Source organism: Pseudomonas putida (assembly GCF_028682395.1).
Lineage (GTDB): Bacteria > Pseudomonadota > Gammaproteobacteria > Pseudomonadales > Pseudomonadaceae > Aquipseudomonas > Aquipseudomonas putida_AB.
Genome location: NZ_JANHLC010000002.1, coordinates 458,432 through 484,362 on the forward strand (window position 1 = coordinate 458,432; position 25,931 = coordinate 484,362).

The 25,931-nt window shown below is 64.3% G+C and carries 28 protein-coding genes and 3 tRNA genes; 18 read left to right on the forward strand and 13 right to left on the reverse strand.

All coding sequences use genetic code 11. The annotated features are described in order from the left end of the window. Nucleotides 1-16 precede the first annotated feature (16 nt). Complete coding sequence (locus NPS46_RS07400) at nt 17-967, reverse strand: bifunctional GNAT family N-acetyltransferase/nucleoside diphosphate kinase regulator (protein ID WP_274105780.1); 951 nt, start codon at nt 965-967, stop codon at nt 17-19. Between the two features lie 207 nt (nt 968-1,174). Between NPS46_RS07400 and NPS46_RS07405 the strand changes: the two genes are divergently transcribed. From NPS46_RS07405 to hypE, 17 genes are all read left to right on the forward strand, one after another. Continuing rightward, nucleotides 1,175-2,230, forward strand: a complete 1,056-nt coding sequence (locus tag NPS46_RS07405; protein ID WP_274105781.1) for a HoxN/HupN/NixA family nickel/cobalt transporter — start codon at nt 1,175-1,177, stop codon at nt 2,228-2,230. Between the two features lie 383 nt (nt 2,231-2,613). Then, entirely contained in the window at nt 2,614-3,729 is a 1,116-nt protein-coding gene (locus tag NPS46_RS07410; RefSeq protein ID WP_274106041.1) for a hydrogenase small subunit, read from the forward strand. Next, nucleotides 3,726-5,582 carry a nickel-dependent hydrogenase large subunit gene (locus NPS46_RS07415; protein ID WP_274105782.1) on the forward strand — a complete coding sequence of 619 codons (1,857 nt, stop codon included), beginning with the start codon at nt 3,726-3,728 and terminating at the stop codon, nt 5,580-5,582. The genes NPS46_RS07410 and NPS46_RS07415 overlap by 4 nt, the downstream gene beginning before the upstream one ends. A 46-nt stretch (nt 5,583-5,628) precedes the next feature. Next, on the forward strand, nt 5,629-6,312 hold the full coding sequence (gene cybH, locus NPS46_RS07420; protein WP_274105783.1) for a Ni/Fe-hydrogenase, b-type cytochrome subunit: 684 nt from the start codon (nt 5,629-5,631) through the stop codon (nt 6,310-6,312). Further along, nucleotides 6,309-6,956 (forward strand): HyaD/HybD family hydrogenase maturation endopeptidase, encoded by a 648-nt coding sequence (locus NPS46_RS07425; protein WP_274105784.1) that lies wholly within the window; start codon nt 6,309-6,311, stop codon nt 6,954-6,956. The genes cybH and NPS46_RS07425 overlap by 4 nt, the downstream gene beginning before the upstream one ends. Before the next feature lies 1 nt (nt 6,957). Continuing rightward, complete coding sequence (locus NPS46_RS07430) at nt 6,958-7,308, forward strand: HypC/HybG/HupF family hydrogenase formation chaperone (protein ID WP_274105785.1); 351 nt, start codon at nt 6,958-6,960, stop codon at nt 7,306-7,308. After that, nucleotides 7,305-7,787 carry a hydrogenase gene (locus NPS46_RS07435; protein ID WP_274105786.1) on the forward strand — a complete coding sequence of 161 codons (483 nt, stop codon included), beginning with the start codon at nt 7,305-7,307 and terminating at the stop codon, nt 7,785-7,787. Before NPS46_RS07430 ends, NPS46_RS07435 begins: the two co-directional genes overlap by 4 nt. A gap of 14 nt (nt 7,788-7,801) precedes the next feature. Further along, nucleotides 7,802-8,647 (forward strand): hydrogenase expression/formation protein, encoded by an 846-nt coding sequence (locus tag NPS46_RS07440; protein WP_274105787.1) that lies wholly within the window; start codon nt 7,802-7,804, stop codon nt 8,645-8,647. A 1-nt stretch (nt 8,648) separates the two neighbouring features. Next, complete coding sequence (locus NPS46_RS07445) at nt 8,649-8,882, forward strand: rubredoxin (RefSeq protein ID WP_274105788.1); 234 nt, start codon at nt 8,649-8,651, stop codon at nt 8,880-8,882. Next, nucleotides 8,866-9,357 carry a [NiFe]-hydrogenase assembly chaperone HybE gene (hybE, locus tag NPS46_RS07450; protein WP_274105789.1) on the forward strand — a complete coding sequence of 164 codons (492 nt, stop codon included), beginning with the start codon at nt 8,866-8,868 and terminating at the stop codon, nt 9,355-9,357. The genes NPS46_RS07445 and hybE overlap by 17 nt, the downstream gene beginning before the upstream one ends. A gap of 2 nt (nt 9,358-9,359) precedes the next feature. Beyond that, nucleotides 9,360-10,433, forward strand: a complete 1,074-nt coding sequence (locus tag NPS46_RS07455) for a HoxV (RefSeq protein ID WP_274105790.1) — start codon at nt 9,360-9,362, stop codon at nt 10,431-10,433. Beyond that, nucleotides 10,426-10,773 carry a hydrogenase maturation nickel metallochaperone HypA gene (locus tag NPS46_RS07460; protein WP_274105791.1) on the forward strand — a complete coding sequence of 116 codons (348 nt, stop codon included), beginning with the start codon at nt 10,426-10,428 and terminating at the stop codon, nt 10,771-10,773. The genes NPS46_RS07455 and NPS46_RS07460 overlap by 8 nt, the downstream gene beginning before the upstream one ends. Nucleotides 10,774-10,793: 20 nt before the next feature. Further along, complete coding sequence (gene hypB, locus NPS46_RS07465) at nt 10,794-11,801, forward strand: hydrogenase nickel incorporation protein HypB (protein ID WP_274105792.1); 1,008 nt, start codon at nt 10,794-10,796, stop codon at nt 11,799-11,801. Further along, complete coding sequence (locus tag NPS46_RS07470) at nt 11,794-12,957, forward strand: carbamoyltransferase HypF (protein WP_274105793.1); 1,164 nt, start codon at nt 11,794-11,796, stop codon at nt 12,955-12,957. The genes hypB and NPS46_RS07470 overlap by 8 nt, the downstream gene beginning before the upstream one ends. Beyond that, nucleotides 12,948-13,181, forward strand: coding sequence for a HypC/HybG/HupF family hydrogenase formation chaperone (locus NPS46_RS07475; RefSeq protein ID WP_274105794.1), 234 nt, complete (start codon nt 12,948-12,950; stop codon nt 13,179-13,181). Before NPS46_RS07470 ends, NPS46_RS07475 begins: the two co-directional genes overlap by 10 nt. Further along, entirely contained in the window at nt 13,178-14,317 is a 1,140-nt protein-coding gene (gene hypD, locus NPS46_RS07480) for a hydrogenase formation protein HypD (protein WP_274105795.1), read from the forward strand. Before NPS46_RS07475 ends, hypD begins: the two co-directional genes overlap by 4 nt. Nucleotides 14,318-14,346: 29 nt before the next feature. Beyond that, nucleotides 14,347-15,381 (forward strand): hydrogenase expression/formation protein HypE, encoded by a 1,035-nt coding sequence (gene hypE / locus NPS46_RS07485; RefSeq protein WP_274106042.1) that lies wholly within the window; start codon nt 14,347-14,349, stop codon nt 15,379-15,381. Nucleotides 15,382-15,605: 224 nt separating this feature from the next. On the opposite strand, the gene NPS46_RS07490 is transcribed toward hypE, so the two are convergent. From NPS46_RS07490 to truA, 12 genes are all read right to left on the reverse strand, one after another. Next, nucleotides 15,606-15,682: transfer RNA gene (locus tag NPS46_RS07490), tRNA-Asp, on the reverse strand. Between the two features lie 117 nt (nt 15,683-15,799). Continuing rightward, nucleotides 15,800-15,876 (reverse strand) — tRNA-Asp (locus NPS46_RS07495). A 57-nt stretch (nt 15,877-15,933) separates the two neighbouring features. Next, nucleotides 15,934-16,009, reverse strand: a tRNA-Val gene (locus NPS46_RS07500). A gap of 161 nt (nt 16,010-16,170) precedes the next feature. Beyond that, entirely contained in the window at nt 16,171-16,932 is a 762-nt protein-coding gene (locus NPS46_RS07505) for an SDR family oxidoreductase (protein WP_274105796.1), read from the reverse strand. 11 nt (nt 16,933-16,943) lie between these two features. Further along, nucleotides 16,944-18,155, reverse strand: coding sequence for an O-succinylhomoserine sulfhydrylase (locus NPS46_RS07510; protein WP_274105797.1), 1,212 nt, complete (start codon nt 18,153-18,155; stop codon nt 16,944-16,946). A 16-nt stretch (nt 18,156-18,171) separates the two neighbouring features. Next, nucleotides 18,172-19,677: an amidophosphoribosyltransferase gene (purF, locus tag NPS46_RS07515; RefSeq protein WP_274105798.1), complete on the reverse strand. Its 1,506-nt coding sequence runs from the start codon at nt 19,675-19,677 to the stop codon at nt 18,172-18,174. Nucleotides 19,678-19,718: 41 nt separating this feature from the next. Continuing rightward, the gene (locus NPS46_RS07520; RefSeq protein ID WP_274105799.1) at nt 19,719-20,276 is read right to left on the reverse strand and encodes a CvpA family protein; all 558 of its coding nucleotides are present in this window, start codon (nt 20,274-20,276) and stop codon (nt 19,719-19,721) included. Between the two features lie 109 nt (nt 20,277-20,385). Then, nucleotides 20,386-21,018: an SPOR domain-containing protein gene (locus NPS46_RS07525; protein ID WP_274105800.1), complete on the reverse strand. Its 633-nt coding sequence runs from the start codon at nt 21,016-21,018 to the stop codon at nt 20,386-20,388. Continuing rightward, nucleotides 21,002-22,309: a bifunctional tetrahydrofolate synthase/dihydrofolate synthase gene (gene folC, locus NPS46_RS07530; RefSeq protein ID WP_274105801.1), complete on the reverse strand. Its 1,308-nt coding sequence runs from the start codon at nt 22,307-22,309 to the stop codon at nt 21,002-21,004. Before folC ends, NPS46_RS07525 begins: the two co-directional genes overlap by 17 nt. Then, nucleotides 22,306-23,226, reverse strand: coding sequence for an acetyl-CoA carboxylase, carboxyltransferase subunit beta (gene accD / locus NPS46_RS07535; RefSeq protein ID WP_274105802.1), 921 nt, complete (start codon nt 23,224-23,226; stop codon nt 22,306-22,308). The genes folC and accD overlap by 4 nt, the downstream gene beginning before the upstream one ends. Before the next feature lie 280 nt (nt 23,227-23,506). Continuing rightward, a complete protein-coding gene (locus NPS46_RS07540) occupies nt 23,507-24,127 on the reverse strand; it encodes a phosphoribosylanthranilate isomerase (protein ID WP_274105803.1) in 621 nt (206 codons plus the stop codon). Between the two features lie 63 nt (nt 24,128-24,190). Beyond that, nucleotides 24,191-25,015 carry a tRNA pseudouridine(38-40) synthase TruA gene (gene truA, locus NPS46_RS07545; RefSeq protein WP_274106043.1) on the reverse strand — a complete coding sequence of 275 codons (825 nt, stop codon included), beginning with the start codon at nt 25,013-25,015 and terminating at the stop codon, nt 24,191-24,193. Between the two features lie 207 nt (nt 25,016-25,222). On the opposite strand from truA, the gene NPS46_RS07550 reads away from it, so the two are divergent. Beyond that, a complete protein-coding gene (locus NPS46_RS07550; RefSeq protein ID WP_274105804.1) occupies nt 25,223-25,882 on the forward strand; it encodes a M24 family metallopeptidase in 660 nt (219 codons plus the stop codon). Nucleotides 25,883-25,931 lie beyond the last annotated feature (49 nt).

Genomic DNA, 25,931 nt, shown 5'->3' on the forward strand with positions numbered 1-25,931 from the left:
TGGGCGAAAGCCGCAACTACAGGTGGAAATGGCCCGCAGCCTCCGGCTGGTAAAGCACTTTCCTGATCTCGATCCGGCGGGTCCGATCAGCAATTCGCCAATCGATGGCGTCCCCTTCCTGATAGCCCAGGATGGCAGCACCGATATCGGAAGACACAGAATGCTTGCCGGCGTTGCTGTCCGCGTCTTCCGGGTAGACCAAGGCCACTTCGATCTCTTCGTCGTCCAGCTGCAGCAACGCCCTGGAGTTCATCGTGACGACATTGCACGCCACCTGCTGAGGCTTGACGACAATGGCGCGCTCAAGCTCATGTTCGAGTTCAACCACGGCCGGGCCTTGCTCGAGCGCGATCAGGCTCTCAAGCCGGGCCTTGTCGATTTCAGTGATGTAGATCCTGGTGGCGTCGCTAACGGCCCCTTCGCGCAAGCGCTGTAGATAGCGCCCCGCCGTCATGGCAAATGACTTCAAGGTCGTTGTTTCGCTCTCAAGCACAAAACCGCTGCGCAGAAAGGCTTTCAGCGAGCGCGCGTTGTCCGGGTGGATCTTGGCGATGAGCTTCTCGGCCCGCATGTCGAGGAAGGCCAGTTTCATGCCCTCGCGGATCGTCCGCACGCCCAGGTTGCGACCCCATTTGTCGCTGTCGCCGATGACCAGGACGATCTCGCAGTTTGCGCCGGTCTTGATGAGGCGGACAAAGCCCACTGGCGTGTCATGCCGGTCATAGGCCATGAAGAAACGGCCGCCCCGGTTGAATAGATGGGTCAAGATCGGCAATTGAGTCCGATCGATGACTTGCTCGATGGAACGGGAGACATGCCGCGAGTCGCTCAGATAGCAGGTAACCCGCTCATCCTCCAACCAATCCATCAACGTCAGCGCGTGCGCCCGGGTAATTTCAGGGCACAGCGAAATAAAAGGCTTGTTCATCGTCACCACACTTCTTTTTAAAGGATGAAAGCCCTTCATGGCGATGACGGTTCTTTCGGCAACCGGCTATCTTAAGGCATAACACGAGGAATGCCGAATCGACCAAGTGTTCAAGTGTGGAGGTCTTGTCATGACGCGGTGCGGCAGTCTTGCTCCGCTCAATCCAGCGCGGCAAACACCTGCATGTGCACCTTGGCATGCCGCTTGTATGAAGAATAAAAAAAACTTCATACGAACGGAGTGCCCATGTCTGCCCCTGCCCCTCTCTCAGCCCCTCTTTCGCCCCTGTTCAAGCGCCATGCCACGCTGATTCTGGCCGCCCTGGTGGTGGTCAATGTCCTGGTGTGGATCTGGGCCTTCGTCGCCTTTCGCGATTTCCCCCTGCTGCTGGGCACCGCGTTCCTGGCCTACAGTTTTGGCCTGCGCCATGCCGTCGATGCCGACCATATCGCCGCCATCGACAACGCGACCCGCAAGCTGATCCAACAGGGCCAGCCCACCGCCAGCGTCGGCCTGTTCTTCTCCCTGGGCCACAGCACCATCGTGATCCTCGCCACGCTGTTTATCGCCCTGACCACCCACGCCTTCAAGGACCAGTTGGAGGCGTTCCACGGCATCGGCGGGCTGATCGGCACCACCGTATCGGCCACGTTCCTGCTACTGGTCGCGCTGATCAACCTGGTGATCCTGCGCTCGGTCTACCAGGCCTTTTGCCGGGTACGCCGGGGCGAGCGTCTCGGTGAGCAGGAGCTCAACGCCGCGCTGCTCGGCGGCGGCGTTATTGCCCGGGCCGCCCGCCCGTTGTTCCGCCTGATCAACCGCAGCTGGCAGCTCTACCCCCTGGGTTTCCTGTTCGGCCTGGGCTTCGATACCGCCACCGAAGTCGGCCTGCTCGCCATCTCCGCCACCCAGGCGGCGCAGCATCTGCCCCTGGCCTCGATCATGGTCTTCCCCGCGCTGTTTACCGCCGGCATGGCCCTGGTCGACACCGCCGACAGCGTGATGATGACCGGCGCCTATCGCTGGGCCATGGTCAAGCCGGCGCGCAAGCTCTACTACAACCTGACCATCACCTCGATCTCGGTGTTGGTGGCGCTGCTGATCGGCGGGGTCGAGGCACTGGGCCTGATCGGTGAACACCTGGGCCTGGAAGGCGCGTTCTGGGGTTTTGTCGCTGCCGTGAACGAAGACTTCGGGCTGATCGGTTACCTGATCGTCGGCCTGTTTGCCACGACCTGGATCGCTTCGCTGCTGTTCTATCGCTACAAGGGCTATGACCGCCTGGAGTACAGCGCTGCTTGAAGACGGCAGTGGAAGGTTGGTTTTCACTTTGCCGGCAGCAATGCAAACCTACCTTCCACAAACGCTGATGCCGCCCCCCCACCTGCGCGTCTCTCCCTGCCCCATCCCCCTTGAAACCCGCGGGCCAGCGCCTAGACCAAAGTCGTAGGCGACCCCGCGACGAAATGGCACAGGTCTTGTACTGACCTCCTCAACTTGCCTTATCCAGTTGAACGACCCATGCCGCTTGCAGCCTGCCTTACCGTCGCGCCCGGCTGCACTGCCCTTCAGATAACGCAGAAAACAACCGATGGCACCCAACCGTTGCCATCCACGCCCGCGCACCCGACAGCCATCCGCCGGCCCGTGCTCGGGCGTACTCAACGCCAGACCCTGGGGAGAAAATATCCGTGATCGAAACGTTTTATGAGGTGATGCGCAGGCAGGGCATCTCCCGGCGCAGCTTTCTCAAGTTCTGCTCGCTGACCGCGACCTCCCTGGGCCTGGGCCCGGCCTTTATGCCGCAGATCGCCTGGGCGATGGAGAACAAGCCGCGCACCCCGGTGCTCTGGCTCCATGGCCTGGAATGCACCTGCTGCTCGGAATCCTTTATCCGCTCCGCGCATCCGCTGGCCAAGGACGTGGTGCTGTCAATGATCTCCCTGGACTACGACGACACCCTGATGGCCTCGGCCGGGCACCAGGCCGAAGCGATCCTTGAAGAGGTCATGACCAAGTACAAGGGCAACTACATCCTCGCGGTCGAAGGCAACCCGCCACTGAACCAGGACGGCATGAGCTGCATCATCGGCGGCAAGCCGTTTATCGAGCAGTTGCGCCGCGTCGCCAAGGACGCCAAGGCCATTATTTCCTGGGGCTCGTGCGCCAGTTGGGGCTGCGTGCAGGCGGCCAAGCCGAACCCGACCCAGGCCGTACCGATCCACAAGGTCATCACCGACAAACCGATTATCAAGGTGCCTGGCTGCCCACCGATTGCCGAAGTGATGACCGGGGTCATCACCTACATGCTGACCTTCGACCGCATCCCCGAACTCGACCGCCAGGGCCGGCCGAAGATGTTCTACAGCCAGCGCATCCACGACAAATGCTATCGCCGTCCGCACTTCGACGCCGGGCAGTTTGTCGAGGCCTGGGACGACGACTCCGCGCGCAAGGGCTACTGCCTCTACAAGGTCGGCTGCAAGGGCCCGACCACCTACAACGCCTGCTCCACCGTGCGCTGGAACGGCGGCACGAGCTTCCCGATCCAGTCCGGCCATGGCTGCATTGGCTGTTCGGAGGAAGGCTTCTGGGACAAGGGCTCGTTCTATAACCGCCTGACCGATATCAACGTCTTCGGCGTGGAAGCCAACGCCGACCAGATCGGCCTGGCCACCGGGGCCGTGGTCGGCGCCGCGATCACCGCCCACGCCGCCGTGACCGCGCTCAAGCGCGCGGGCAACCAGGCTTCCAGCGCTTCGTCAGATGCCCCATCGCACGACAGGATCAACCATCAATGAGCAATTACTCGACCCAGGGTTTCGACCTGAACAACACCGGCCGGCGTATCGTCGTCGACCCCGTGACCCGTATCGAGGGGCATATGCGGGTCGAGGTCAACCTCGACGCCAATAACGTGATCCGCAATGCGGTCTCCACCGGCACCATGTGGCGCGGCCTCGAAGTTATCCTCAAGGGCCGCGACCCACGCGATGCCTGGGCCTTTGTCGAACGTATCTGCGGTGTGTGCACCGGTTGCCACGCCTTGGCGTCGGTCCGCTCGGTGGAAGATGCCCTGGGTATCCGCATCCCGCCCAACGCCCACCTGATCCGTGAAATGATGGCCAAGACCCTGCAGGTCCACGACCATGCGGTGCACTTCTATCACCTGCATGCGCTGGACTGGGTGGACGTGGTTTCGGCACTCAAGGCCGACCCGAAGGCGACCTCCGAGCTGCAACAGAAAGTCTCGCCGTCCCATCCACTGTCCTCGCCGGGCTATTTCCGCGATGTGCAGAACCGCCTGAAGAAATTCTTCGAAAGCGGCCAGCTCGGCCCGTTCATGAACGGCTACTGGGGCAACCCGGCGTACCAACTGCCGCCCGAAGCCAACCTGATGGCCGTGACCCACTACCTCGAAGCCCTCGACCTGCAGAAAGAGTGGGTCAAGATCCACACCATCTTCGGCGGCAAGAACCCGCACCCCAACTACCTGGTGGGCGGCGTGCCCTGCGCCATCAATATCGACGGTGACCTGGCGGCCGGCGCACCACTGAACATGGAGCGGCTGAACTTTGTCCGCGCGCGCATCGATGAAGCCCTGACCTTCTGCCGCAATGTCTATGTGCCGGATGTGCTGGCCATCGGCACCATCTACAAACAGAAAGGCTGGCTGCACGGCGGCGGCCTGGCCGCCAGCAACGTCATGGACTACGGCACCTACGCCAAGGTCAATTACGACGAGAGCACCAACCAACTGCCGGGCGGCGCGATCCTCAATGGCAACTGGGACGAGATCCTCCCGGTCGACCCGCGCGATCCCGAGCAGGTCCAAGAGTTCGTCACCCACTCCTGGTACAACTACCCGGACAACGACAAGGGCCTGCACCCCTGGGACGGCATCACCGAAGCCCACTACGAGCTAGGGGCAAAGACCAAGGGCAGTCGCACCGCCATCGAGGAAATCGACGAAAGCGCCAAGTACTCCTGGGTCAAGTCACCCCGCTGGCGCGGCCATGCGATGGAAGTCGGCCCGTTGGCCCGCTACATCCTCGGTTACGCCCATGCCCTCAAGGGCAACCCGCATTGCCAGCGGGTCAAGGAGCAACTGGAAAGCTCCCTGGCAGCGGTCAACCACGGCGTCCCCAAGCTGCTGGGCCTGCCCGAAACCGACTACAGCGCCAAGCAGGTACTGCCAAGCACCATTGGCCGGACCCTGACCCGGGCCCTGGAAGCCGAGTACTGCGCCGAGATGATGGTCGATGACTGGACTGAGCTGATGACCAATATCCGCAATGGCGACCGGGCCACCGCCAATGTGGAGAAATGGGACCCGGCCACCTGGCCGAAGGAAGCCAAGGGCGTCGGTACCGTGGCCGCACCACGGGGCGGGTTAGGCCACTGGATTCGCATCAAGGACGGGCGCATCGAGAACTACCAGTGCGTGGTGCCGAGCACCTGGAACGGCAGCCCCCGCGATGCCAAGGGCCAGATCGGCGCCTTCGAGGCCGCCCTGATGAACACCCCGGTGGCGGTGGCCGACCAGCCGGTGGAAATCCTGCGCACCCTGCACTCCTTCGACCCCTGCATGGCCTGCGCCACCCACGTGATGAGCGAGGATGGCGCAGAGTTGAGCACGGTCAAGGTCCGCTGAGTACAGCTGGCCGGCGCCGCCAGCGCCGGCCCTTGGAGGTGACGATATGAGCCAACCTACTGAAGGTCTTCTGCCCCCCTCGGAGTATGTCTACGAGGCCCCCGTGCGCCTGTGGCACTGGGTCAACGCCGCGTGCATCGTGGTCCTGGCCGTGACCGGCTACCTGATCGGCTCGCCCTTGCCGACACAGCCGGGCGAAGCCAGCGACCATTTCGTGATGGGCTATATCCGCTTTGCCCATTTTGCCGCCGCGTACCTCTTCGCCATCGGCATCATCGGGCGGGCCTACTGGGCCCTGGTGGGTAACCACCACGCCCGCGAGCTGTTCTGGGTGCCGGTCCTGAACGGCGCCTACTGGCGCGATTTCGGCGCCTGGCTGCGCTACTACCTGTTTATCGGCCCGGTCCCGGCGCCGATGTTCGGGCACAACCCGCTGTCGCGTTTTGCCATGTTCTTTATCTTTATGCTCGGCTCGCTCTTTATGCTGCTGACCGGTTTCGCCCTGTACGGCGAGGGCTCGCAGATGGGCTCCTGGCAGGAGCGCATGTTTGGTTGGGTCCTGCCGCTACTGGGCCAGTCGCAGAACGTGCACACCCTGCACCACCTGGGCATGTGGCTGATCCTGCTGTTTGTCGCACTCCACGTTTACGCCGCCGTGCGTGAAGAAATCGGCGGCCGGCTGAGCCTGGTCGGCGCCATGATCTCCGGCTACAAGACCTATAAGAAATGACGTCCTCGACCGCTCTTCCCGACACCCAAACGCCGCGCATCACCGTGCTCGGCATCGGCAACCTGCTGTGGGCCGACGAAGGCTTTGGCGTACGCTGCGTCGAAGCCCTGCAACAGCGCTACGAGTTTGCCGAGCATGTGGCCCTGATCGACGGCGGCACCCAGGGCCTGTACCTGATCCAGCACGTGCAGCAGGCCGACTACCTGCTGATCTTCGATGCCGTGGACTACAACCTGGCCCCCGGCGAGCTGAAATTCATCGCCGACGACGAGGTCCCCAAGTTCCTCGGCATCAAGAAGCTCAGCCTGCACCAGACCGGCTTCCAGGAGGTGCTGATGCTGGCCCAGTTGACCGGGCACTACCCCGAAAAAGTCCTGCTGATCGGCTGCCAGCCCGAACATATGATGGACTACGGCGGCAGCCTGCGCCCCAGCGTCAAGGCCGCCCTGGAGCTGGCCCTCGACGAAGCCGTGCGGGTGCTCGACAGTTGGGGCGCGGCGCCGAGCAAGCGCGCCGAGCCCTTGACCGGCGATGACGCGGTGACCCTGCCGCACCTGCAACTCCAGCGCTACGAAAGCGAACGGCCTTCCGAGCAGCAGGCCTGCCGGATCGGTGACGAACGCATCCTCGCCAGGCAGCGCTGAGATGTGCATCGGCCTGCCCATGCAGGTACTCAGCGCCAGCACCGGCTTCGCCCTGTGCCATGACCGCCAGGGCCAGCGCCGGCGCATCGATACCGCCCTGGTCGGCCCGTGCGCGCCCGGCGACTGGCTGCTGATTTTTCTCGATGCCGCCCGCGAGCGCCTCGATCCGCAACGTGCCGAAGAAATCAACGCGACCCTGGCCCTGCTCGACGCGGCACTGTTCGGCGCCGGGTCCGAGGCCGCCGACAGCGCGCCCTTCAGCCTGCCCTCGGCCCTCAGCGGCGAACAACTGGCCGCCCTGCTCGGCCAGCCCGCGCCGACACCCGGCCCATTAAAGAGTGAATTGAAATGAGCGATTCCGCGGTCTTCATGGCCCCCATCCCGACCTCGCCGGCCGTGCCGCCCCTGATCAGCCGCCTGGTGGACGAATTTGACGCCCACTGGATCGACAGCGCCAACCTCGACGCCTGGCTGGCCGACGGCGGCGAGTGCTGGCTGCTGCTGTGCGGTGACCCGGTGCGCCACCCCGAATCCCTGGATGTCGCGGTGGTCCTGCCCGAGCTGCGCCGCGAAGTCGCCCGCCGCCATGGGCGCCACGTGCGCATCGGCGTGGTCCAGCGCAGTGAAGAGGAAACCATTGCCGCGCGCTTTGCCCTGCGCCGCTGGCCGACCCTGGTCTGGCTGCGCGATGGCGGCTATGTCACGGTCCTGGACGGCATGCACGACTGGGACGATTACCTGCGCCTGGCCGAGCAGGCCCTGAACCAGAGCAATGCGCGGATCGCCCTGCTGAACACCACGGATCACCCCGTGACCGGAGGTTGCCAGTGAATCGGGAGAGCCCCATGGACCCTCTGCAATACATCCCCCTGATGGATATCGGCCCCGGCTCGCAGCCCGAAGAGGACGAGGTGCTCGAATACATCAGCATGCCCCAGGGCATGTACACCCACAGCCTGCCCATGCTCCCGGAACCGGAAGAACTGGACAAGCAGCCCGGCGCCCGCCAGGCCCTGCAAATACTGCTCGAACACCTGCGCCTGGCCGTGCGGGGCGAACCGGCCCCCGGCCTCGACCTGAGCGGTTATAGCGTCGGCGACCGGGCCCTGCTCGATCAGTTGCTGGGCGAGGGCGAAGTCAGTATCCGGGTCGGCGAACAGCCGGCGCAGCGGATCCAGGAATCAATCTTTGCCGGGATCTGGCGCACGGTCGGCGAGCACGAGGACCGTGTCGACGTCGCGGCCGCACCCGCCCATCTGCGCGCCAGTGCCCGGGTCGGCACCCGGCCGCTGCCGTTCGACCTGCCGGCCGAGCTGCCCGCCGGCGTGATGAACGCACCGTCGATCCTGACCGAGATCGAAGACCAGGCGCAGCACTGGCAAAGCGGGCATCCGGCCCATGTGATCAACCTGACACTGCTGCCGCTGTCGGAGCAAGACGTCGGTTTTCTCGACCAGTGCCTGGGCAGCGGCCCGGTACTGGCCCTGACCCGGGGCTATGGCAATTGCCGCATCAGCAGCACGCAGGTCGCCAATGTCTGGCGTTTGACCTACTTCAACTCCCAGGACGCAATGATCCTCGACACCATCGAGATCACCGACCTGCCGGAAGTGATCTGCGCCGCGCCGGAAGACCTCAGCGACTCGCTGGAACGCTTCGAAGACGTGATCCAATGGTTCGAGGGCCAGTGAAATGAGCGAGCTGAACGGCTTCGAAGGCAGCTACCTAGGCGACAACGCCCGGATCGACGCGGCGACACGCCTGGAATGCAAGATCTGCTGGTGGGTCTATGACCCGGCCGAAGGCGATCCGGTCTGGCAGATCCCGCCCGGCACGCCCTTCGCCCAACTGCCCGAGCACTGGCGCTGCCCAACCTGCGACGGCGCCGCCGAGCAATTTATGGTGATCGATGAACCCGCCGCCTGACTGGGCCCTCGCCCTGACGGCGCGCTTCGAGCACATTGCCGACACACGCATGCGTGGCGTCCCGGTACTCAACCCGCGCCTGCAGGTGGCCGCGATCGGCTTTGCCCCGCAGATCGATGCCGCGGCGCCCGCACCACCGGGCACCCTGGGCATCCTGCTGACCCCCTGGTTTATGAACCTGATCTGGCGCAGCACGACCGACGATCCCCCACTGGCCCCCGGTGCCTCCCGTGGCCGGCGCCTGGGTGAACAAACGCTGGATTTTATCGGCGTCGACGATGAGCTGCTGGGGCCTTATGAAAGCTGCTCGCTGTTTTCCCCAGTGTTGGAGTTCGCCGATCAGGCGAGCGCCCTGGCCACAGCCGAAGAAGTCTTGCGCCTGCTGCGCGAGCCGCCGGCCCCCTCGCCTCCCTCACGCCCGGTGCTGAACCGCCGCGCGCTGTTGTTCGGGCGTCTTGCGGGGGCTGGCGAGTGAGCATGGCCCTGTCACGCCTCGGCGGTTCCCTGCTGATCCGTCCCGGGCAACAGCCGGCGATCGTCGGCAGCCGCCCCCTGCTCGCCGCACGCCTGTTGCGAGGCCAACCTGGCGATGCCGCCGTCCAACGTCTGCCGCTGCTCTACAGCCTGTGCGGCCAGGCCCATCGGCTGACCGCACGCCTGGCTGTGAATGCCGCGCGCCAGGGCACGCCCCAGCTCGACCCGCTGGCGCTCCAGGCGCTCCAGGCCGAAAATCGCCGCGAACACCTGCGTCGCCTGGTGATCGACTGGCCGGCCCGGCTCGGCTTTACGCCACCGGCGATCGAAGTCCTGCGTGAATGGGAACTGGCCCCCGAAGCCACCATGAGTACCTGGCTCGACAGCCCCCTGGCAACCTGGCTGAGCGAATGGCAGGCCGACCCGCGTCAGACCCTGCGAGCCTGGACCCAGCGCAGCGGACACTGGCTGGCCGCCGCGCTGGCCGCCTGCCGGGACGATGATCTCCCGCTGGCTGTCAGGCCCTTGCGCCTGGGCACCCGCGGCGCCAATGCCAGCGCGAGCCTGGGCTATATCGCCGAACGACTGCGCAGCACCCTGGACTTTCCCCAGCACCCGGACCTGCAGGGCCTGCCCTGTGAAACCGGCTGCTGGACCCGCGAGGCGCAAGCCGCGCCCGAGCAATTCGACTCCAGTTGGCTGCGCCTGGGCGCCCATGTCGCCGAGCTGGCTCGCCTGGCCCTGCCCCAGCCGGCAGAACTGGCCATGGGCGCCCTGCAATTGGCCCCCGGCGAGGGCCTGGCCTGGAGCGAGACCGCCCGCGGACTGTTGATCCACCGCGTCTGCCTGGAGCCTGAAGCATCGGGCGGACGCATTTGCGACTATCAGGTGATTGCACCCACCGAATGGAATCTGCACCCTCACGGAGCGCTGGCCCGGGCCCTCGCGGCCTTGGCGCCCGGCACCACCCGCAGCGAGCGCCAGGCGCGCCTGTTGATGGCAGCCTACGACCCGTGTATTCCGTTTACCCTGGCGCCCCATCCGAGCGCCGAACCAGGACCCGACGACCATGCATGAAGTCAGTCTGGCTGGCGGTATTCTCAATGCCGTCGAAGCTGCCGCCCGCCAGGACCCTTTTGTCCGGGTCAGCCGCCTGCGCCTGGAGGCCGGGCGCCTGTCCGGCGTCGAGGTCCGCGCCCTGCGCTTCGCCCTGGAGGCCCTGGCGCCCGGCACCCTGCTCGAAGGCGCCAGCATCGACATCGAAGAACCCGAAGGCCAGGCCTGGTGCCTGGACTGCGCCAGCAGCGTGCCCCTGGCCGAACGGGGCGCACCCTGCCCCCATTGCCAAGGCTTCTGGCTGCAACCCAACGGCGGCACCGAATTACGCATTCTCGACCTGCAGGTCGAGGATCACTGATCACTGTCTGGAGAACCATCATGTGCGTTGTGTGCGGTTGCAGCTCGGACCACTCCCACGATAAACCCGTCTCAGGCCGACCCCAGGTGCAGAACGATGTGCAGGTCGATGCCCATGGCGACCTGCATTACGGCGCCGGCGCGGCGCGGGTCTCGGTGCCGGGCCTGAGCCAGGCGCGGACCATTCGCCTGGAGCAGGATGTGCTGGGCGAAAACGACCGCCATGCAGCACGCAACCGCGACAACTTCACCGCCCACGGCGTACTGGCGCTGAACCTGGTGTCCAGCCCCGGCTCGGGCAAGACCACCCTGCTGTGCGCCACCCTGCGGGCGCTGCGCGAACGCCATCCACAACTGCCCCTGGCGGTGATCGAAGGCGACCAGCAAACCCGCCACGATGCCGAGCGCATTCGCGAAACCGGGGTAGCGGCCATCCAGATCAATACCGGCAAGGGCTGTCACCTGGATGCGCGGATGGTCAGCGAGGCCTATGCCCGCCTGCCCCTCAACGATGCCCTGCATGGCGCGAGCCACAGCCACGGCCCGACCCCCATCGACGCCCACGCGCACCGCCATGTGCAGGTCCATCAGCCCCACCACCATCACGCACCGCGCACGGGCGAAGGGCCAGCGGCGCTGCTGTTTATCGAGAATGTCGGCAACCTGGTCTGCCCGGCCCTGTGGGACCTGGGCGAAACCGGCAAGGTGGCGATTCTGTCGGTCACCGAAGGCGAGGACAAACCGCTCAAGTACCCGGACATGTTTGCCGCCGCGCGCCTAATGATCCTCAACAAGATCGACCTGCTGCCGCACCTGGATTTCGATGTGCAGCGCTGCCTGGACTACGCCCACCAGGTCAACCCGGCCCTGCAAGTGCTACAGGTCAGCGCCCGCGATGGCAGCGGCATGGATGCCTGGCTCGACTGGCTGCTGGCCGGCGCCCCCGCCAGCGACCCGCGCGCGGCGCGGATCGCCGCATTGGAGGCCGAGCTGGCCGCGCTCAAGGCCGAGGGCGCCGCAGGTGCATAAACAGACACTGCCCGTGCCGGTCGACGGCCCTCCGGTACTTGCCTGTGGCGCCTGGCTGAAAAATGCCGCGTGCCTGCTCGAAGACGACCAGGTGCACTGGTCGCCGGTGCATGGCGACCTGGGCGACCCGCAAAGCTGCCTGGACCTCGACGCGTCCCTGCAACGCCTGTTGGCCGCGACCCGCCAGCCGCTGCGCGCAGTGGCCCACGATCTACACCCGGACTTCTACAGCACCCAGCGGGCGCTGGCCGTGGCCGCCCAGTTGCAAGTACCGAGCCTCGCCGTGCAGCACCACCACGCCCATATCGGCGCGCTGATGGCCGAGCACGGCCTGAACGAACCGGTCTTGGGGCTGGCCCTGGACGGTGTCGGCCTGGGCAGCGATGGCGCCGCCTGGGGCGGCGAACTGCTTTGGGTCGCGCCCCAGGCCTGGTGCCGTTTGGGGCATCTGTGGCCACTGGCGCTGCCGGGCGGCGATATAGCGGCCCGCGAGCCCTGGCGACTGGTGGCAGCGGCACTGCACCTGCTAGGGCGGGCCGCCGAGATTCCAGCACGCCTGGGCCCGCTCGTGGGCGAGCGCAGTGCCAATACCGTCGCCCTGATGCTGGAGCGCCAGCTCAACTGCCCGCTCAGTACCGGGGCCGGACGCTGGTTCGATGTGGCCGCTGGGATCCTCGGCCTTAGCGTGCGCCAGGACTTCGAAGCCGAGGCCGCCATGGCCCTGGAAAAACTGGCCAGCGAGTACCTGACCGAGCACTGCGCTCCCGCCGTCAGCGGCTTGTGGTCGATCACCGCCGAGTCGGTGCTCGACCTGCGCCCCCTGCTGAGCCGGCTGTTCGACCTGGCCGACCAGGGCCGCAGTGCGCAAGGCGCCGCGCTCTTCCATCTGACCCTGGCCGCCGCGCTGGCCGACTGGGTCGCTCATGGCCGGCGTTCCCTGCCCGTGGCCCTGGGTGGCGGTTGCTTCGCCAATCGGCTGCTCAGTCGCCTCCTGACCCAACATCTGAAAGCCCGGGGCCTGCGGGTCTACAGCGCCCAGGCTGTGTCCTGCGGCGATGCCGGCCTCGCCGTGGGCCAGGCCTGGGTCGCCAGCCACTGGCCAGACCTGGCCCACTCGATTGCCCTGCCCCTTGAGGAACCGCCCCCATGTGCCTAGCCATTCCTGCCCGGGTGGTGCAATTGCGCGACCACCAGATCGCCGTGGTCGACCTGGGAGGGATCCGCAAGGAGATCTCCCTGGCCCTGGTACCCGAAGCGCAGCTCGATGACTACGTGATTGTCCATGTCGGCTACGCCCTGGGCCTGATCGACCCCGAAGAAGCCCAGCGCACGCTGGACATGTTTGCCGAACTGAACCAGGCCCAAGCGCAGACCCCATGAAATACATCGACGAATACCGCGACGGCGAGCTAGCCCAGCGCATAGCCGCCCGCATACGCGCCGAAGCCCGGCCCGAACGCGACTACCGCTTTATGGAGTTCTGCGGCGGCCATACCCATGCCATTTCGCGCTATGGCGTCAGCGACCTACTGCCGGCCAATGTGCAGATGATCCACGGCCCCGGCTGCCCGGTGTGCGTGCTGCCAATCGGGCGCATCGACCTGGCGGTCAAGCTGGCCCTGGAAGAGGGGGTGATTCTCTGTAGCTACGGTGACACTCTGCGCGTACCGGCCTCCGCCGGCCTGTCGCTGCTGCGGGCCAAGGCCCAGGGCGGTGATATCCGGATGATCTACTCGCCCCTCGATGCGTTGAAGATCGCCACGGACAACCCGACGCGCCAGGTGGTGTTCTTTGCCATCGGGTTTGAAACCACCACGCCGCCCACCGCCCTGGTGATCCGCGAAGCCGCCGCCCGTGGTCTGGATAATTTCAGCGTGCTTTGCTGCCACGTGCTGACCCCCGCCGCCATCGCCCATATCCTCGCCGCCCCCGAGCTCGACGCGAGCACCGCCGTGCACCTGGAAGGCTTTGTCGGCCCGGCCCATGTCAGCATCATTATCGGCTCGCAGCCTTATGAGGATTTTGCCGCGCGCTATCGCAAGCCCGTGGTGATCGCCGGCTTCGAACCGCTGGATGTGATGCAGGCGATCCTGATGCTGGTCCGCCAGGTCAATGAAGGCCGCGCCGAGGTGGAAAATGAATTTGTCCGCGCGGTCGACCGCCACGGCAACCTCGCGGCCCAAGGCCTGATGGACGCGGTCTTCGAGCTGCGCCCCAGCTTTGAATGGCGCGGCTTGGGTGAGGTCGCCCACAGCGCCCTGAAGATCCGCCCGGCCCTCGCCCGTTTTGACGCCGAAGCGCGCTTCGGGCTCAGCTATCAGCCGGTGCCGGACCACAAGGCCTGCGAGTGCGGGCCGATACTGCGCGGGCAGAAAAAACCCATCGACTGCAAGTTGTTCGGCACCGTCTGCACCCCGGAAAACCCCATGGGCTCATGCATGGTCTCCAACGAAGGCGCCTGCGCCGCCCACTATGCCTACGGGCGCTACAAAGATATCGAGGTACAGGCCCTATGAACGCATCGCCAACGGTCAAACGGGGTTATGTGCGGCCCCTGAATCTGCGCGACGGCCGGGTCGATATGGGCCATGGCGCCGGCGGGCGTGCCTCGGCGCAATTGATCGAGGAGCTGTTTCTCAAGGCCTTCGACAATCCCTGGCTGCGCGAGGGCAACGACGGTGCGGTGTTTGTCCCGCCACTGGCACCCGGGGAGAAAATGGTCATGGCCACCGACGCCCACGTCGTCTCCCCGCTGTTTTTCCCCGGCGGCGACATCGGCAGCCTGGCGGTCCACGGCACCCTGAACGACGTGGCCATGAGCGGCGCCCGCCCGCTCTATCTGTCGGCCAGCTTTATTCTCGAAGAAGGCTTCCCCCTGGCCGATCTCAAGCGTATTGCTGACGCCATGGGCGCCGCGTCGCGGGCGGCCGGCGTGCCGATCATCACCGGCGATACCAAGGTGGTCGAGCGCGGCAAGGGCGATGGGGTATTTATCAGCACCACCGGCATTGGCGTGGTGCCTGCCGGTATCGACACCGGCGGGCACCGGGCCCGACCCGGCGATGTGATCCTGTTGTCGGGCAGCATTGGCGAGCATGGCGTGGCGATCATGTCCAAGCGCGAATCCCTGGAGTTCGACACCGAGATCCGCTCGGACAGCGCCGCCCTCCACGGGCTGGTGGCGCAGATGCTGGAAGTGGTGCCAGGCATCCGCGTCTTGCGCGACCCGACCCGGGGCGGCCTGGCCACGACCCTGAATGAAATCGCCGGGCAATCCTCGGTGGGGATGTTGCTCGATGAAGCGGCGATCCCGGTGTTGCCTCAGGTCGATGCCGCCTGCGAACTGCTGGGCCTGGACCCGCTGTATATCGCCAACGAGGGCAAGCTGGTGGCCATCTGCGCCGAAGCCGATGCCCGCTCGCTGCTCGACGTGATGCGCCAGCACCCCCTGGGCCGGGACGCCGTGCAGATCGGCAGCGTGCAGGAAGACGCCCACGGCTTTGTGCAGATGCGCACCCGCTTTGGCGGCCGGCGCATTGTGGATTGGCTGTCCGGGGAGCAATTACCGCGAATCTGTTGATCGCCAGGGGGGCATCGGCGGTTGCCTCCTTGCGTTTGTCGCTGGCTGCTGACCGTTCAGCCACTGGAAGGCTCCCAGCCCCGAGCAGATTCACGCCACCGTGCCCCTCCAACACCTGGCCTTTTTGCTCGAAGGCCGGCTGGATAATGTCAGAAACGAAAAAAGCGACCCTAAGGTCGCTTTCTTCGTAGCTTCGAGGTGTTCAAAGGGCCTCGAAGCAAATATGGCGCAGCGGACGGGACTCGAACCCGCGACCCCCGGCGTGACAGGCCGGTATTCTAACCGACTGAACTACCGCTGCGTATCGCTCGGACTTGCGTCCGTTTGAATCGTTAAATCTGGTACAGCTTTTAAACCCGTGACTGAAAAGCTTCGGTGCTTTTCAATCTCAGACCGGCAAAGCCGATCTGTACAAATATGGCGCAGCGGACGGGACTCGAACCCGCGACCCCCGGCGTGACAGGCCGGTATTCTAACCGACTGAACTACCGCTGCGCGTCGGTCGGATGCTCCCTTGGAAGCGTCCTGCTTTCTTGCGAAAGCCTCAAGAAGTGGTGGGTGATGACGGGATCGAACCGCCGACCCTCTGCTTGTAAGGCAGATGCTCTCCCGGCTGAGCTAATCACCCTTTGCTTCGCTGAGGCCGCGAAATTTACGCAGGTAACGAACCTAAGTCAATAGCCCGCTTGAAGTTTTTTAAAAACAGCGCAAACAACAGCGGCAAGCGTGAAGCGGCAAGCCAGATCCCATGCAGAGCGCCGACGACTTCTGCTTGCCGCGTGCGGCTGCCTAGTCCCAATGCATCTTGCGGCTCATGCCGCCATCGATCACGAACTCCTGGCCCGTGACGAATCCGGCGCCCCTGGAAAGCAGCCAGGCAACCATGGACGCGACATCTTCCACGGTCCCTACCCTGCCCGCCGGGTGCTGGGCATGGTCGGCTTCGCTCAACGGTTCAGCCCGCCGCACGGCAGGGTCGCGTGCATCGATCCAGCCCGGGCTGACTGCATTGACCCGAATCTCGGGGCCCAGGCTGATCGCCAGGGCATGGGTCAGGGCCACCAGCCCACCCTTGCTCGCGGCATAGGCTTCGGTGTCGGGTTCGGACTGGCTGGCACGGGTCGAGGCGAGGTTGACGATCGCCCCGCAGTGCGCACGCAGGTACGGCGCGCAATACTTGGCCAGCAACATCGGGCCACTGAGATTGACCGCCAGTACGCGGTTCCAGTGCGCCAGGTCGAGGCTTTCCAAGGTCATATTGTGCGGATCCGCCACCGCGGCATTGCTGACCAGCGCGTCCAGGCGCCCAAAGCGGCGCAGCACCTCGGCAACACCCTGGGCGACTTGCGCTTCGTCGGCCACGTCCATGGCGATAAAACAGGCATTCTCGCCCAAGGTCGCGGCCACTTTCGCGCCACGCCCCCGATCGAGATCGGCCAGCACCACCTGCCAACCTTCGCAGATCAGCCAGGCGGCGATGCCCAGCCCGATACCCCGTGCCGCACCGGTCACCAGTGCGACCCGGCCGTTATGGCTAACGGCCGCGTCCATGGACCACTCGATCACAACGCAGCCAGACCACGCGCCAGGTCGGCCTGCAGGTCGGCCACGTCTTCCAGGCCCACGGCAACGCGGATCAGGCTGTCGCGGATCCCGGCCGCTTCACGCTCCTGCGGCGCCAGACGGCCGTGGGAGGTGCTGCTTGGATGGGTAATGGTGGTCTTGCTGTCACCCAGATTGGCGGTGATGGAGATCAGCCGAGTGGCGTCGATAAAGCGCCAGGCACCTTCCTTGCCACCCTTGACCTCGAAGCTCACCACCGCCCCGAAACCACGCTGCTGACGCTGGGCCAGTTCGTGTTGCGGGTGGCTCTTGAGCCCGGCGTAGTGGACCTTCTCGATGCCCTCCTGGCGCTCCAGCCACTCGGCCAGCGCCAGGGCGTTGGCACAATGCGCACGCATGCGCAGGCTGAGGGTTTCCAGGCCCTTGAGAAAGATCCAGGCATTGAACGGGCTCAGCGTCGGCCCGGCCGTGCGCAGGAAACCCACCACTTCCTTCATCTGTTCGCTGCGCCCGGCAACCACACCGCCCATGCAACGCCCTTGGCCGTCGATAAACTTGGTCGCCGAGTGCACCACCACGTCCGCGCCCAGCTTCAGCGGTTGCTGCAGGGCTGGCGTACAGAAGCAGTTATCCACCACCAGCAGCGCGCCCTTGGCGTGAGCCACTTCGGCCAGCGCGGCAATATCCACCAGCTCGGCCAGCGGGTTGGAGGGCGACTCAACGAACAACAGCTTGGTGTTGGCCTTGATCGCAGCATCCCAACCGGCCAGCTCGGCAAGCGGTACATAGTCGACTTCGATCCCGAAGCGCTTGAAGTACTTCTCGAACAGGCTGATGGTCGAACCGAACACACTGCGCGAGACCAATACATGGTCACCGGCACTGCACAGGCTCATTACCACCGACAGAATCGCGGCCATTCCCGTGGCCGTGGCAACGGCCTGCTCAGCGCCTTCCAGGGCCGCGATACGCTCTTCAAAAGCACGTACCGTCGGGTTGGTGTAACGCGAATAGACATTGCCCGGCACCTCCCCGGCGAACCGCGCCGCCGCATCGGCGGCGGTACGGAACACGTAGCTGGAAGTGAAGAACATCGGATCACCGTGCTCGCCTTCCGGCGTACGGTGCTGGCCGGCACGCACGGCCAAGGTATCGAAGGCTACACCTTCCAGATCGCTGTCCAGCCGACCGGCATCCCAATCCTGCGTCATGCCGCCTACTCCCCAATCAGTTGTTGTACAGATCGATAATGGCGCTGACCGCCTGAGTCTTGACCTTGGAGGCGTCGTTACGCGCCTGCTCGATCTTGTTCAGGTAGGCCTCGTCGACATCGCCGGTGACGTACTTGCCGTCGAATACCGCGCAGTCGAACTGCTCGATCTTGATCTTGCCGCCACCGACCGATTCGATCAGGTCCGGCAGATCCTGGTACACCAGCCAGTCGGCACCGATCAGATCGGCCACGTCCTGGGTGGTACGGTTATGTGCGATCAACTCGTGAGCGCTCGGCATATCGATGCCGTAGACGTTGGGGTAACGCACGGCCGGTGCAGCGGAGCAGAAGTAGACATTCTTCGCGCCAGCTTCACGGGCCATCTGGATGATTTGCTTGCAGGTGGTGCCACGCACGATGGAGTCATCCACCAGCATCACGTTCTTGCCACGGAACTCGAGTTCGATGGCGTTGAGCTTCTGGCGCACCGACTTCTTGCGCGCAGCCTGGCCCGGCATGATGAACGTGCGGCCGATATAGCGGTTCTTGACGAAGCCTTCACGGAATTTCACACCCAGACGGTTGGCCAGCTCCAGAGCGGCAGTGCGGCTGGTGTCCGGGATCGGGATCACCACGTCGATATCGTGCTCGGGACGCTCGCGCAGGATCTTCTCCGCCAGTTTCTCGCCCATGCGCAGACGGGCCTTGTACACCGAGACGCCGTCGATGATCGAGTCCGGGCGGGCCAGGTAGACGTGTTCGAAGATGCACGGGGTCAGTTGCGGGTTGACCGCGCACTGACGGGTATGCAGCTTGCCCTCTTCGGTGATGTAGACCGCTTCGCCGGGTGCCAGGTCGCGAATCAGGGTAAAGCCCAGCACGTCCAGGGAGACGCTTTCCGAGGCGATCATGTACTCAACGCCTTCGTCGGTATGACGCTGGCCGAAGACGATCGGACGGATGCCATGGGGGTCGCGGAAACCGACGATGCCGTAGCCGGTAATCATCGCCACCACCGCATAGCCGCCGACGCAACGGTTGTGCACGTCGGTCACGGCGGCGAAGACATCTTCTTCGGTCGGCTGCAACTTGCCGCGCTGGGCGAGCTCATGGGCGAAGACGTTGAGCAGCACTTCCGAATCGGAGTTGGTGTTGACGTGGCGCAGGTCGGATTCGTAAATCTCCTTGGCCAACTGCTCGACGTTGGTCAGGTTGCCGTTGTGCGCCAGGGTGATGCCATACGGCGAGTTGACATAGAACGGCTGGGCTTCGGCCGAAGTCGAGCTGCCAGCGGTCGGGTAGCGGACGTGGCCGATCCCCATGTGACCGACCAGACGCTGCATATGTCGTTGATGGAATACATCACGGACCAGGCCGTTGTCCTTGCGCAGGAATAACCGGCCATCATGGCTGGTCACGATACCGGCAGCGTCCTGGCCGCGGTGCTGGAGGACGGTTAGCGCGTCATACAGCGCCTGATTGACGTTCGACTTACCGACGATACCGACGATGCCACACATGCGACGCAACCCCTACTTAATGGATCTGAACTGAACACAACCTACTGCGCCGTTGTCGCCGGCAAGAGGTGTTCCTTGAACGGTATATCAGCGGGTACGCTGACTCCGCTGGCTAGCCACTGACTGCTCCACCCCAGAATGAGGTTCTTGGACCAATCGGCAACCAATAGAAATTGTGGCACGAGCCTGGACTCGCGCCACCATGAATCCTGCTGTACCGGCCCCAGGCTCAACAGCCCGACTGCCACGACCACCAGCAACGCGCCACGCGCCGCGCCGAAGGCCATGCCCAGGAATCGATCGGTCCCGGAGAGCCCGGTGACGCGAATCAGTTCGCCGATAAGAAAATTGATCATTGCGCCGACCAGCAAGGTCGCGACAAACATAATGGCGCAGCCCGCGATCACGCGGGCTGACGGAGTTTCGATATAACCGCCTAGGTACTCGGACAACGAGCCACCAAACATCCAGGCCACGACGCCGGCCACGATCCAGGTAAGCAGCGACAAGGCTTCCTTGACGAAACCTCGGCTCAAACTGATCAAAGCGGAGACGGCGATGATTGCAACAATCGCCCAATCAACCCAGGTAAATGGCACGGTGCAGCCTACAGACGGATAAGGCGGCGCATTTTAGCAGAGCCCTTGGCTGGCGGTAAGCGGCGATTGCAGGCGCGCTTCAATTAAGCCAGCCCTTCAATCAGCCGACCTAGCCGCGCTCAGGCTGGAAACGTACGACAAAACCCTTGAGATTCTGCTGACGCCCGAGCAGATCGCGCAGACGGTCGGCCTCGGCACGCTCGATCAGCGGCCCGACAAACACCCGATTCATGCCACCAGCGGAACGCACATAGGCGTTGTAGCCTTGGCTGCGCAAGGTTTTCTGCAGGCTTTCGGCACTGGCCCGACTGGACAGACTGGCCAGTTGCACCGACCAACTGATGGGCAGGCCATTGGCATCGATACGATTGGTCCCCGTGTCCGCCTTGGCAGGCGCCGTAGCCACCGGCTGCGCAGGCTTGACCACAGGTGCCGCAGCCACAGGTTTTGGCGCGACGACCGGCGCCGGCGTGGCGACAGGTGCCTCGGGCGTTGCCATATCCGCCAACGGCTCATCGCCCGGGACAGGCTCCTCGGGCAGGCTTTGCGGCTCGGGCACCGCCACCGGCTCGACCGCGACCTGCGGCAACGCCGACATCTGGGGCGCTACCGGCACTTCGACGCTGACCTGGCGCAGCTCGTCTTCACGCGAGAACAGCATCGGCAGGAAAATCACCGCCAGCGCGATCAATACCAGCGCGCCGACCATCCGTTGCTTGTATGCCTTATCCAGCACTGCCATCTGCCGCGTCCTCCGTGATGCGCCGAGCCAGCCATTCCAGCGCCTCGGCCACACAATAAAATGATCCGAACAAGAGGATTTCATCCTCGACGCCAGCCTGTTCCGCCTGCGCCTCCAGGGCCTGGGCCACGCTTTCGTAAGCGCCGACCGGTAGCCCGCGCGCCTGCAGCGCCTGCTGCAGATCCGCCGCCGGACGCGTGCGCGGTGATGGCAGCGGCGCGACCGTCCAGTGCGCGACACTAGCACTCAACTCCGCCAGGACGCCATCAAGATCCTTATCCGCCAGTAGGCCGAACACTGCCAGCCGCCGACCGGGCACCGGCCGTTGCGCCAGGCGCTCGGCCAGATAATGCGCGGCATGAGGGTTGTGACCAACATCGAGCAGCAGATTCAGGCGCTTGCCACGCCACTCGAACACCCGCCGATCCAGGCGCCCGACCACACGCGTAGCCTGCAGGGCGGTGATGAGGGTCTCGGCCTGCCACGGCAGATCGAGTAGCAGATAAGCCTGCAACGCCAGGGCGGCGTTTTCCATCGGCAGATCGAGCAGTGGCAGGTCGTGCAGTTCGACGACCTGTCCGCGCGCATCCTGGCCGCGCCACTGCCAGTGCTGGTCAGTGACACCCAGATCGAAATCACGACCGCGCAGGAAGAACGGGCAACCCAGCTCACGCACTTTCTCCAGCAACGGCTGCGGCGGGCTCAGATCGCCACACAGCGCAGGACGGCCCTGGCGAAAGATCCCGGCCTTTTCATAGGCCACGGATTCACGGCTATCGCCCAGGTAATCGACATGATCGACACCAATGCTGGTCACCAGCGCGATATCGGCGTCGACCAGATTGACCGCATCCAGCCGCCCGCCCAGGCCGACTTCCAGCACCACCGCGTCAAGACCGGCCTGCTGGAATAGCCAGAAGGCCGCCAGCGTGCCCATTTCAAAGTAGGTCAGGGAGATATCGGCACGCCCGACTTCAACGGCCGCGAAGGCTTCGCACAGCTGGGCATCGCTGGCCTCGACACCGTTGACCTGCACGCGCTCGTTGTAGCGCAACAGGTGCGGTGAGCTGTAAACGCCAACCTTGAGCCCCTGAGCCCGCAGCAGGGACGCGACGAAGGCACAAGTCGAGCCCTTGCCGTTGGTCCCGGTTACGGTAATCACCCGGGGCGCCAACCGGCTCAGCCCCATGCGGCGGGCCACCTCTTGCGAGCGTTCCAGCCCCATATCGATGGCCGAAGGGTGCAATTGCTCGAGGTAGGCCAGCCAGTCGCCCAGAGTGCGCTCGGTCATAGGTTGGCAGGAGCCGGCGGAACCACGATAGCCTCAACAGGTGCAGGCACGAACGTTGGCGTCGGCAGCCCCATCATCTGGGCCAGTAGATTGCCCAACCGCGGACGCAGCTCACCGCGTGCGATGATCAGGTCGATGGCGCCGTGCTCCAGCAGGAACTCGCTGCGCTGGAAGCCTTCGGGCAGCTTCTCGCGTACGGTTTGCTCGATCACGCGCGGGCCGGCAAAGCCAATCAGCGCCTTGGGTTCGCCGACGATGACATCGCCCAGCATTGCCAGGCTGGCGGAAACCCCGCCGTAGACCGGATCGGTCAACACCGAGATAAACGGCAGGCCTTCTTCACGCAGGCGAGCCAGCACGGCCGAGGTCTTGGCCATCTGCATCAGCGAGATCAGTGCTTCCTGCATCCGCGCACCGCCGGAAGCCGAGAAACAGACCATCGGGCAACGGTTTTCCAGGGCGTAGTTGGCCGCACGCACGAAGCGCTCGCCGACAATGGCACCCATGGAGCCGCCCATAAAGGAGAATTCAAAGGCCGAGACCACCACCGGCATGCCCAGCAGCGTACCGCTCATGGACACCAGGGCATCTTTTTCGCCGGTCTGCTTCTGGGCCGCAACCAGGCGGTCCTTGTACTTCTTGCTGTCACGGAATTTCAGGCGATCCACTGGCTCCAGGTCCGCGCCCAGCTCGCTACGGCCTTCGGCATCGAGGAAAATATCGATACGGGCACGCGCGCCGATACGCATGTGGTGGTTGCACTTGGGGCAGACGTCCAGGGTCTTTTCCAGTTCCGGCCGATAAAGCACAGCGTCGCAGGACGGACATTTGTGCCAAAGGCCTTCAGGTACCGAGCTTTTCTTCACCTCGGAACGCATGATCGAAGGGATCAGTTTGTCTACCAACCAGTTGCTCATGCTTTCTTTCTCCAGTACCGGCGACCCGAACGCTGACCGTTCGCAGCCCCGTGTATGCCCTTGAGCTCAATTCAATGTTAGGTGCCGATCAGCGCGGTCGACGGCACGGTCGGCGCGATGCCGACCCAACCTTTCGAATGCCACTCCCGGCCATCCGGACAGCCAGGCTCGCGCATGACTGCCCTGTTCAATTTCGGCCCGTCTGACTACCGGGCCCTTCTGCATCGTTGCAGCGGTAAAGATGGACGGCGGCAGACTGCCAGCCGTCACATCGGACTACTCAGCCGCCGCGAACGGCCTGCATAAACGCACGAATCTTCTCGGGATCCTTGATCCCCTTGCTCCGCTCGACACCACCACTGACATCCACGGCATATGGGCGGACCTGGGCAATCGCCTGGGCCACATTGGCCGGCGACAGGCCACCGGCCAGGATGATCGGCTTGCTCAACCCCTGAGGAACCAGAGACCAGTCAAACGCCGCGCCGGTTCCACCGGGAACCCCTTCCACGAAGGTGTCGAGCAGAATCCCGCTGGCACTGGGGTACGCTGCACAGGCGGCCGCAATATCGTCGCCAGCCTTGACCCGCAGCGCCTTGATATAGGGGCGGTGGTAGCCCTCGCACGCCTCGCGCGCTTCGTCGCCATGGAACTGCAACAGGTCCAGCGGTACGGCATCGAGGGTTTCGTTCAGCTCACAACGGCTGGCGTTGACGAACAGTCCGACCGTGGTCACGAACGGCGGCAAGGCGGCAATGATCGCCCGCGCCTGCAACACATTGACGGCCCGCGGACTGGGGCCATAGAACACGAACCCGAGGGCATCGGCCCCCGCCTCGACCGCCGCCAATGCGTCTTCGATACAGGTAATGCCGCAGATTTTGCTGCGAACGGCAGGCATGGCGTAAAAACCCCAGGGTTGCGGCGAGAAAGTCCCGGATGTTAGCAAATGGTTTTCCAGGCGTCAGCCGTCAAGTTCGGCAAAGCCGGTCAGGAAGTGTGGGCCGATAAAGCGCTCGGGCAACTCAAACTCGTCGCGGTATTCGACCTGCACCAGATACAGGCCATAAGGATGGGCCGTGACCCCGCCGGTACGGCGCACTCGGCTCTGCAGCACCTCGCGCGCCCATTCCACAGGCCGCTCGCCGGCACCGATGGTCATCAGCACCCCGGCGATGTTGCGCACCATATGGTGCAGAAAGGCCCCGGCACGAATATCGATCACGATCATTTTGCCGTGCTGCGTCACCCGCAGATGATGGACTTCCTTGATGGGTGACTTGGCCTGACACTGCCCGGCCCGAAATGCACTGAAATCATGGGTACCCACCAGATGCTTGGCGGCCTCGGCCATGCGCGAAACATCCAGCGGCCGATGGTTCCAGGTGATTTCCTGATTGAGGTGCGCCGGACGGATCTGATCGTTGTAAATCACGTAGCGGTAGCGCCGGGCAATCGCCTTGAAACGCGCATGAAAGTCCGCCGGCATCACCTTGGCCCAGCTGACACTGATGTCATGGGGCAGATTGATATTGGCGCCCATGACCCACGCCTTCAGCGAACGCTCGGCCTGGGTATCGAAATGCACCACCTGCCCGCAGGCATGCACACCGGCATCGGTACGCCCGGCACACAGCAGGGAAACCGGCGAGTCCGCCACTTTCGACAGCGCATTCTCCAGAGTTTCCTGGACCGTCAGCACGCCACTGGCCTGACGCTGCCAGCCGTGGTAGCGCGACCCCTTGTACTCAACACCCAGGGCGATTCTGAAAAAGCCTGCGGCGGCTATTTCGGCAGCCGCGTTATCTATATTTGCCAAGAACTCAAAGCCCGTGATGTGCGCAAAAGGCGGCCATTATAAAGCCCGCCCGCGAAGACGCCATGGACTTGGGCGCTTTAAATAACCAGACAGGCATTGCGCAGGAGCGGCTCACACCGCTATATACAAAACAATATAGCGAAAACCAACAACACCGAGCCGACTGAGACCCGATCCATGACCACCACCCAAAAAGAAGCCGTAGGCCAGGCCTATCACCTGGAAGGCATGCTCCACGCCAAGCGCATGACCTGGGAAGCCATCGACGCCATGGCTCGTCGCATCCAGCCCGGAATGCTCGAATCCGAGGCCCGCGCCATGGGCCTGCAGGTACTCAAGGACCTGGGCATGGACCGCATCTGGCACCCCTTGCTGATCCGGTTTGGCGTCAACACCCTGAAAACCTTCAAGCAGCGCTCCGAGGGCGACCCTCAACTGGGCACCGACGATATCTTCTTTATTGACCTGGGCGTGGTCTGGGATCGACATGAAGGCGATTGCGGCGCGACGTTCACCACGGGCGAGGATGCCGCGATGCACGCCTGCGCCACCGCGGCCAAGACGCTCTTCGACAAGGTACATGACTTCTGGCGCACCGAACGGGTGGCAGGCGCACAACTGTATCGTTATGCGCACAGCCAGGCCGAGGCCATGGGCTGGCGCCTCAATCTGGAGATCAAGGGGCACCGGGTCAGCGACTTTCCCCACGCGATCTACCGCGCCGGCGACCTGGGCGACTTCGACGCCTGCCCGAATGTCGGCCTGTGGATCCTGGAAATCCAGATTGCCCACCCTACCCGGCCCTTCGGTGCGTTCTACGAAGACCTGCTGTTCTAGGCAAGGCCGCTTAAACGATAACGGCAGCCCTAGGGCTGCCGTTATCGTT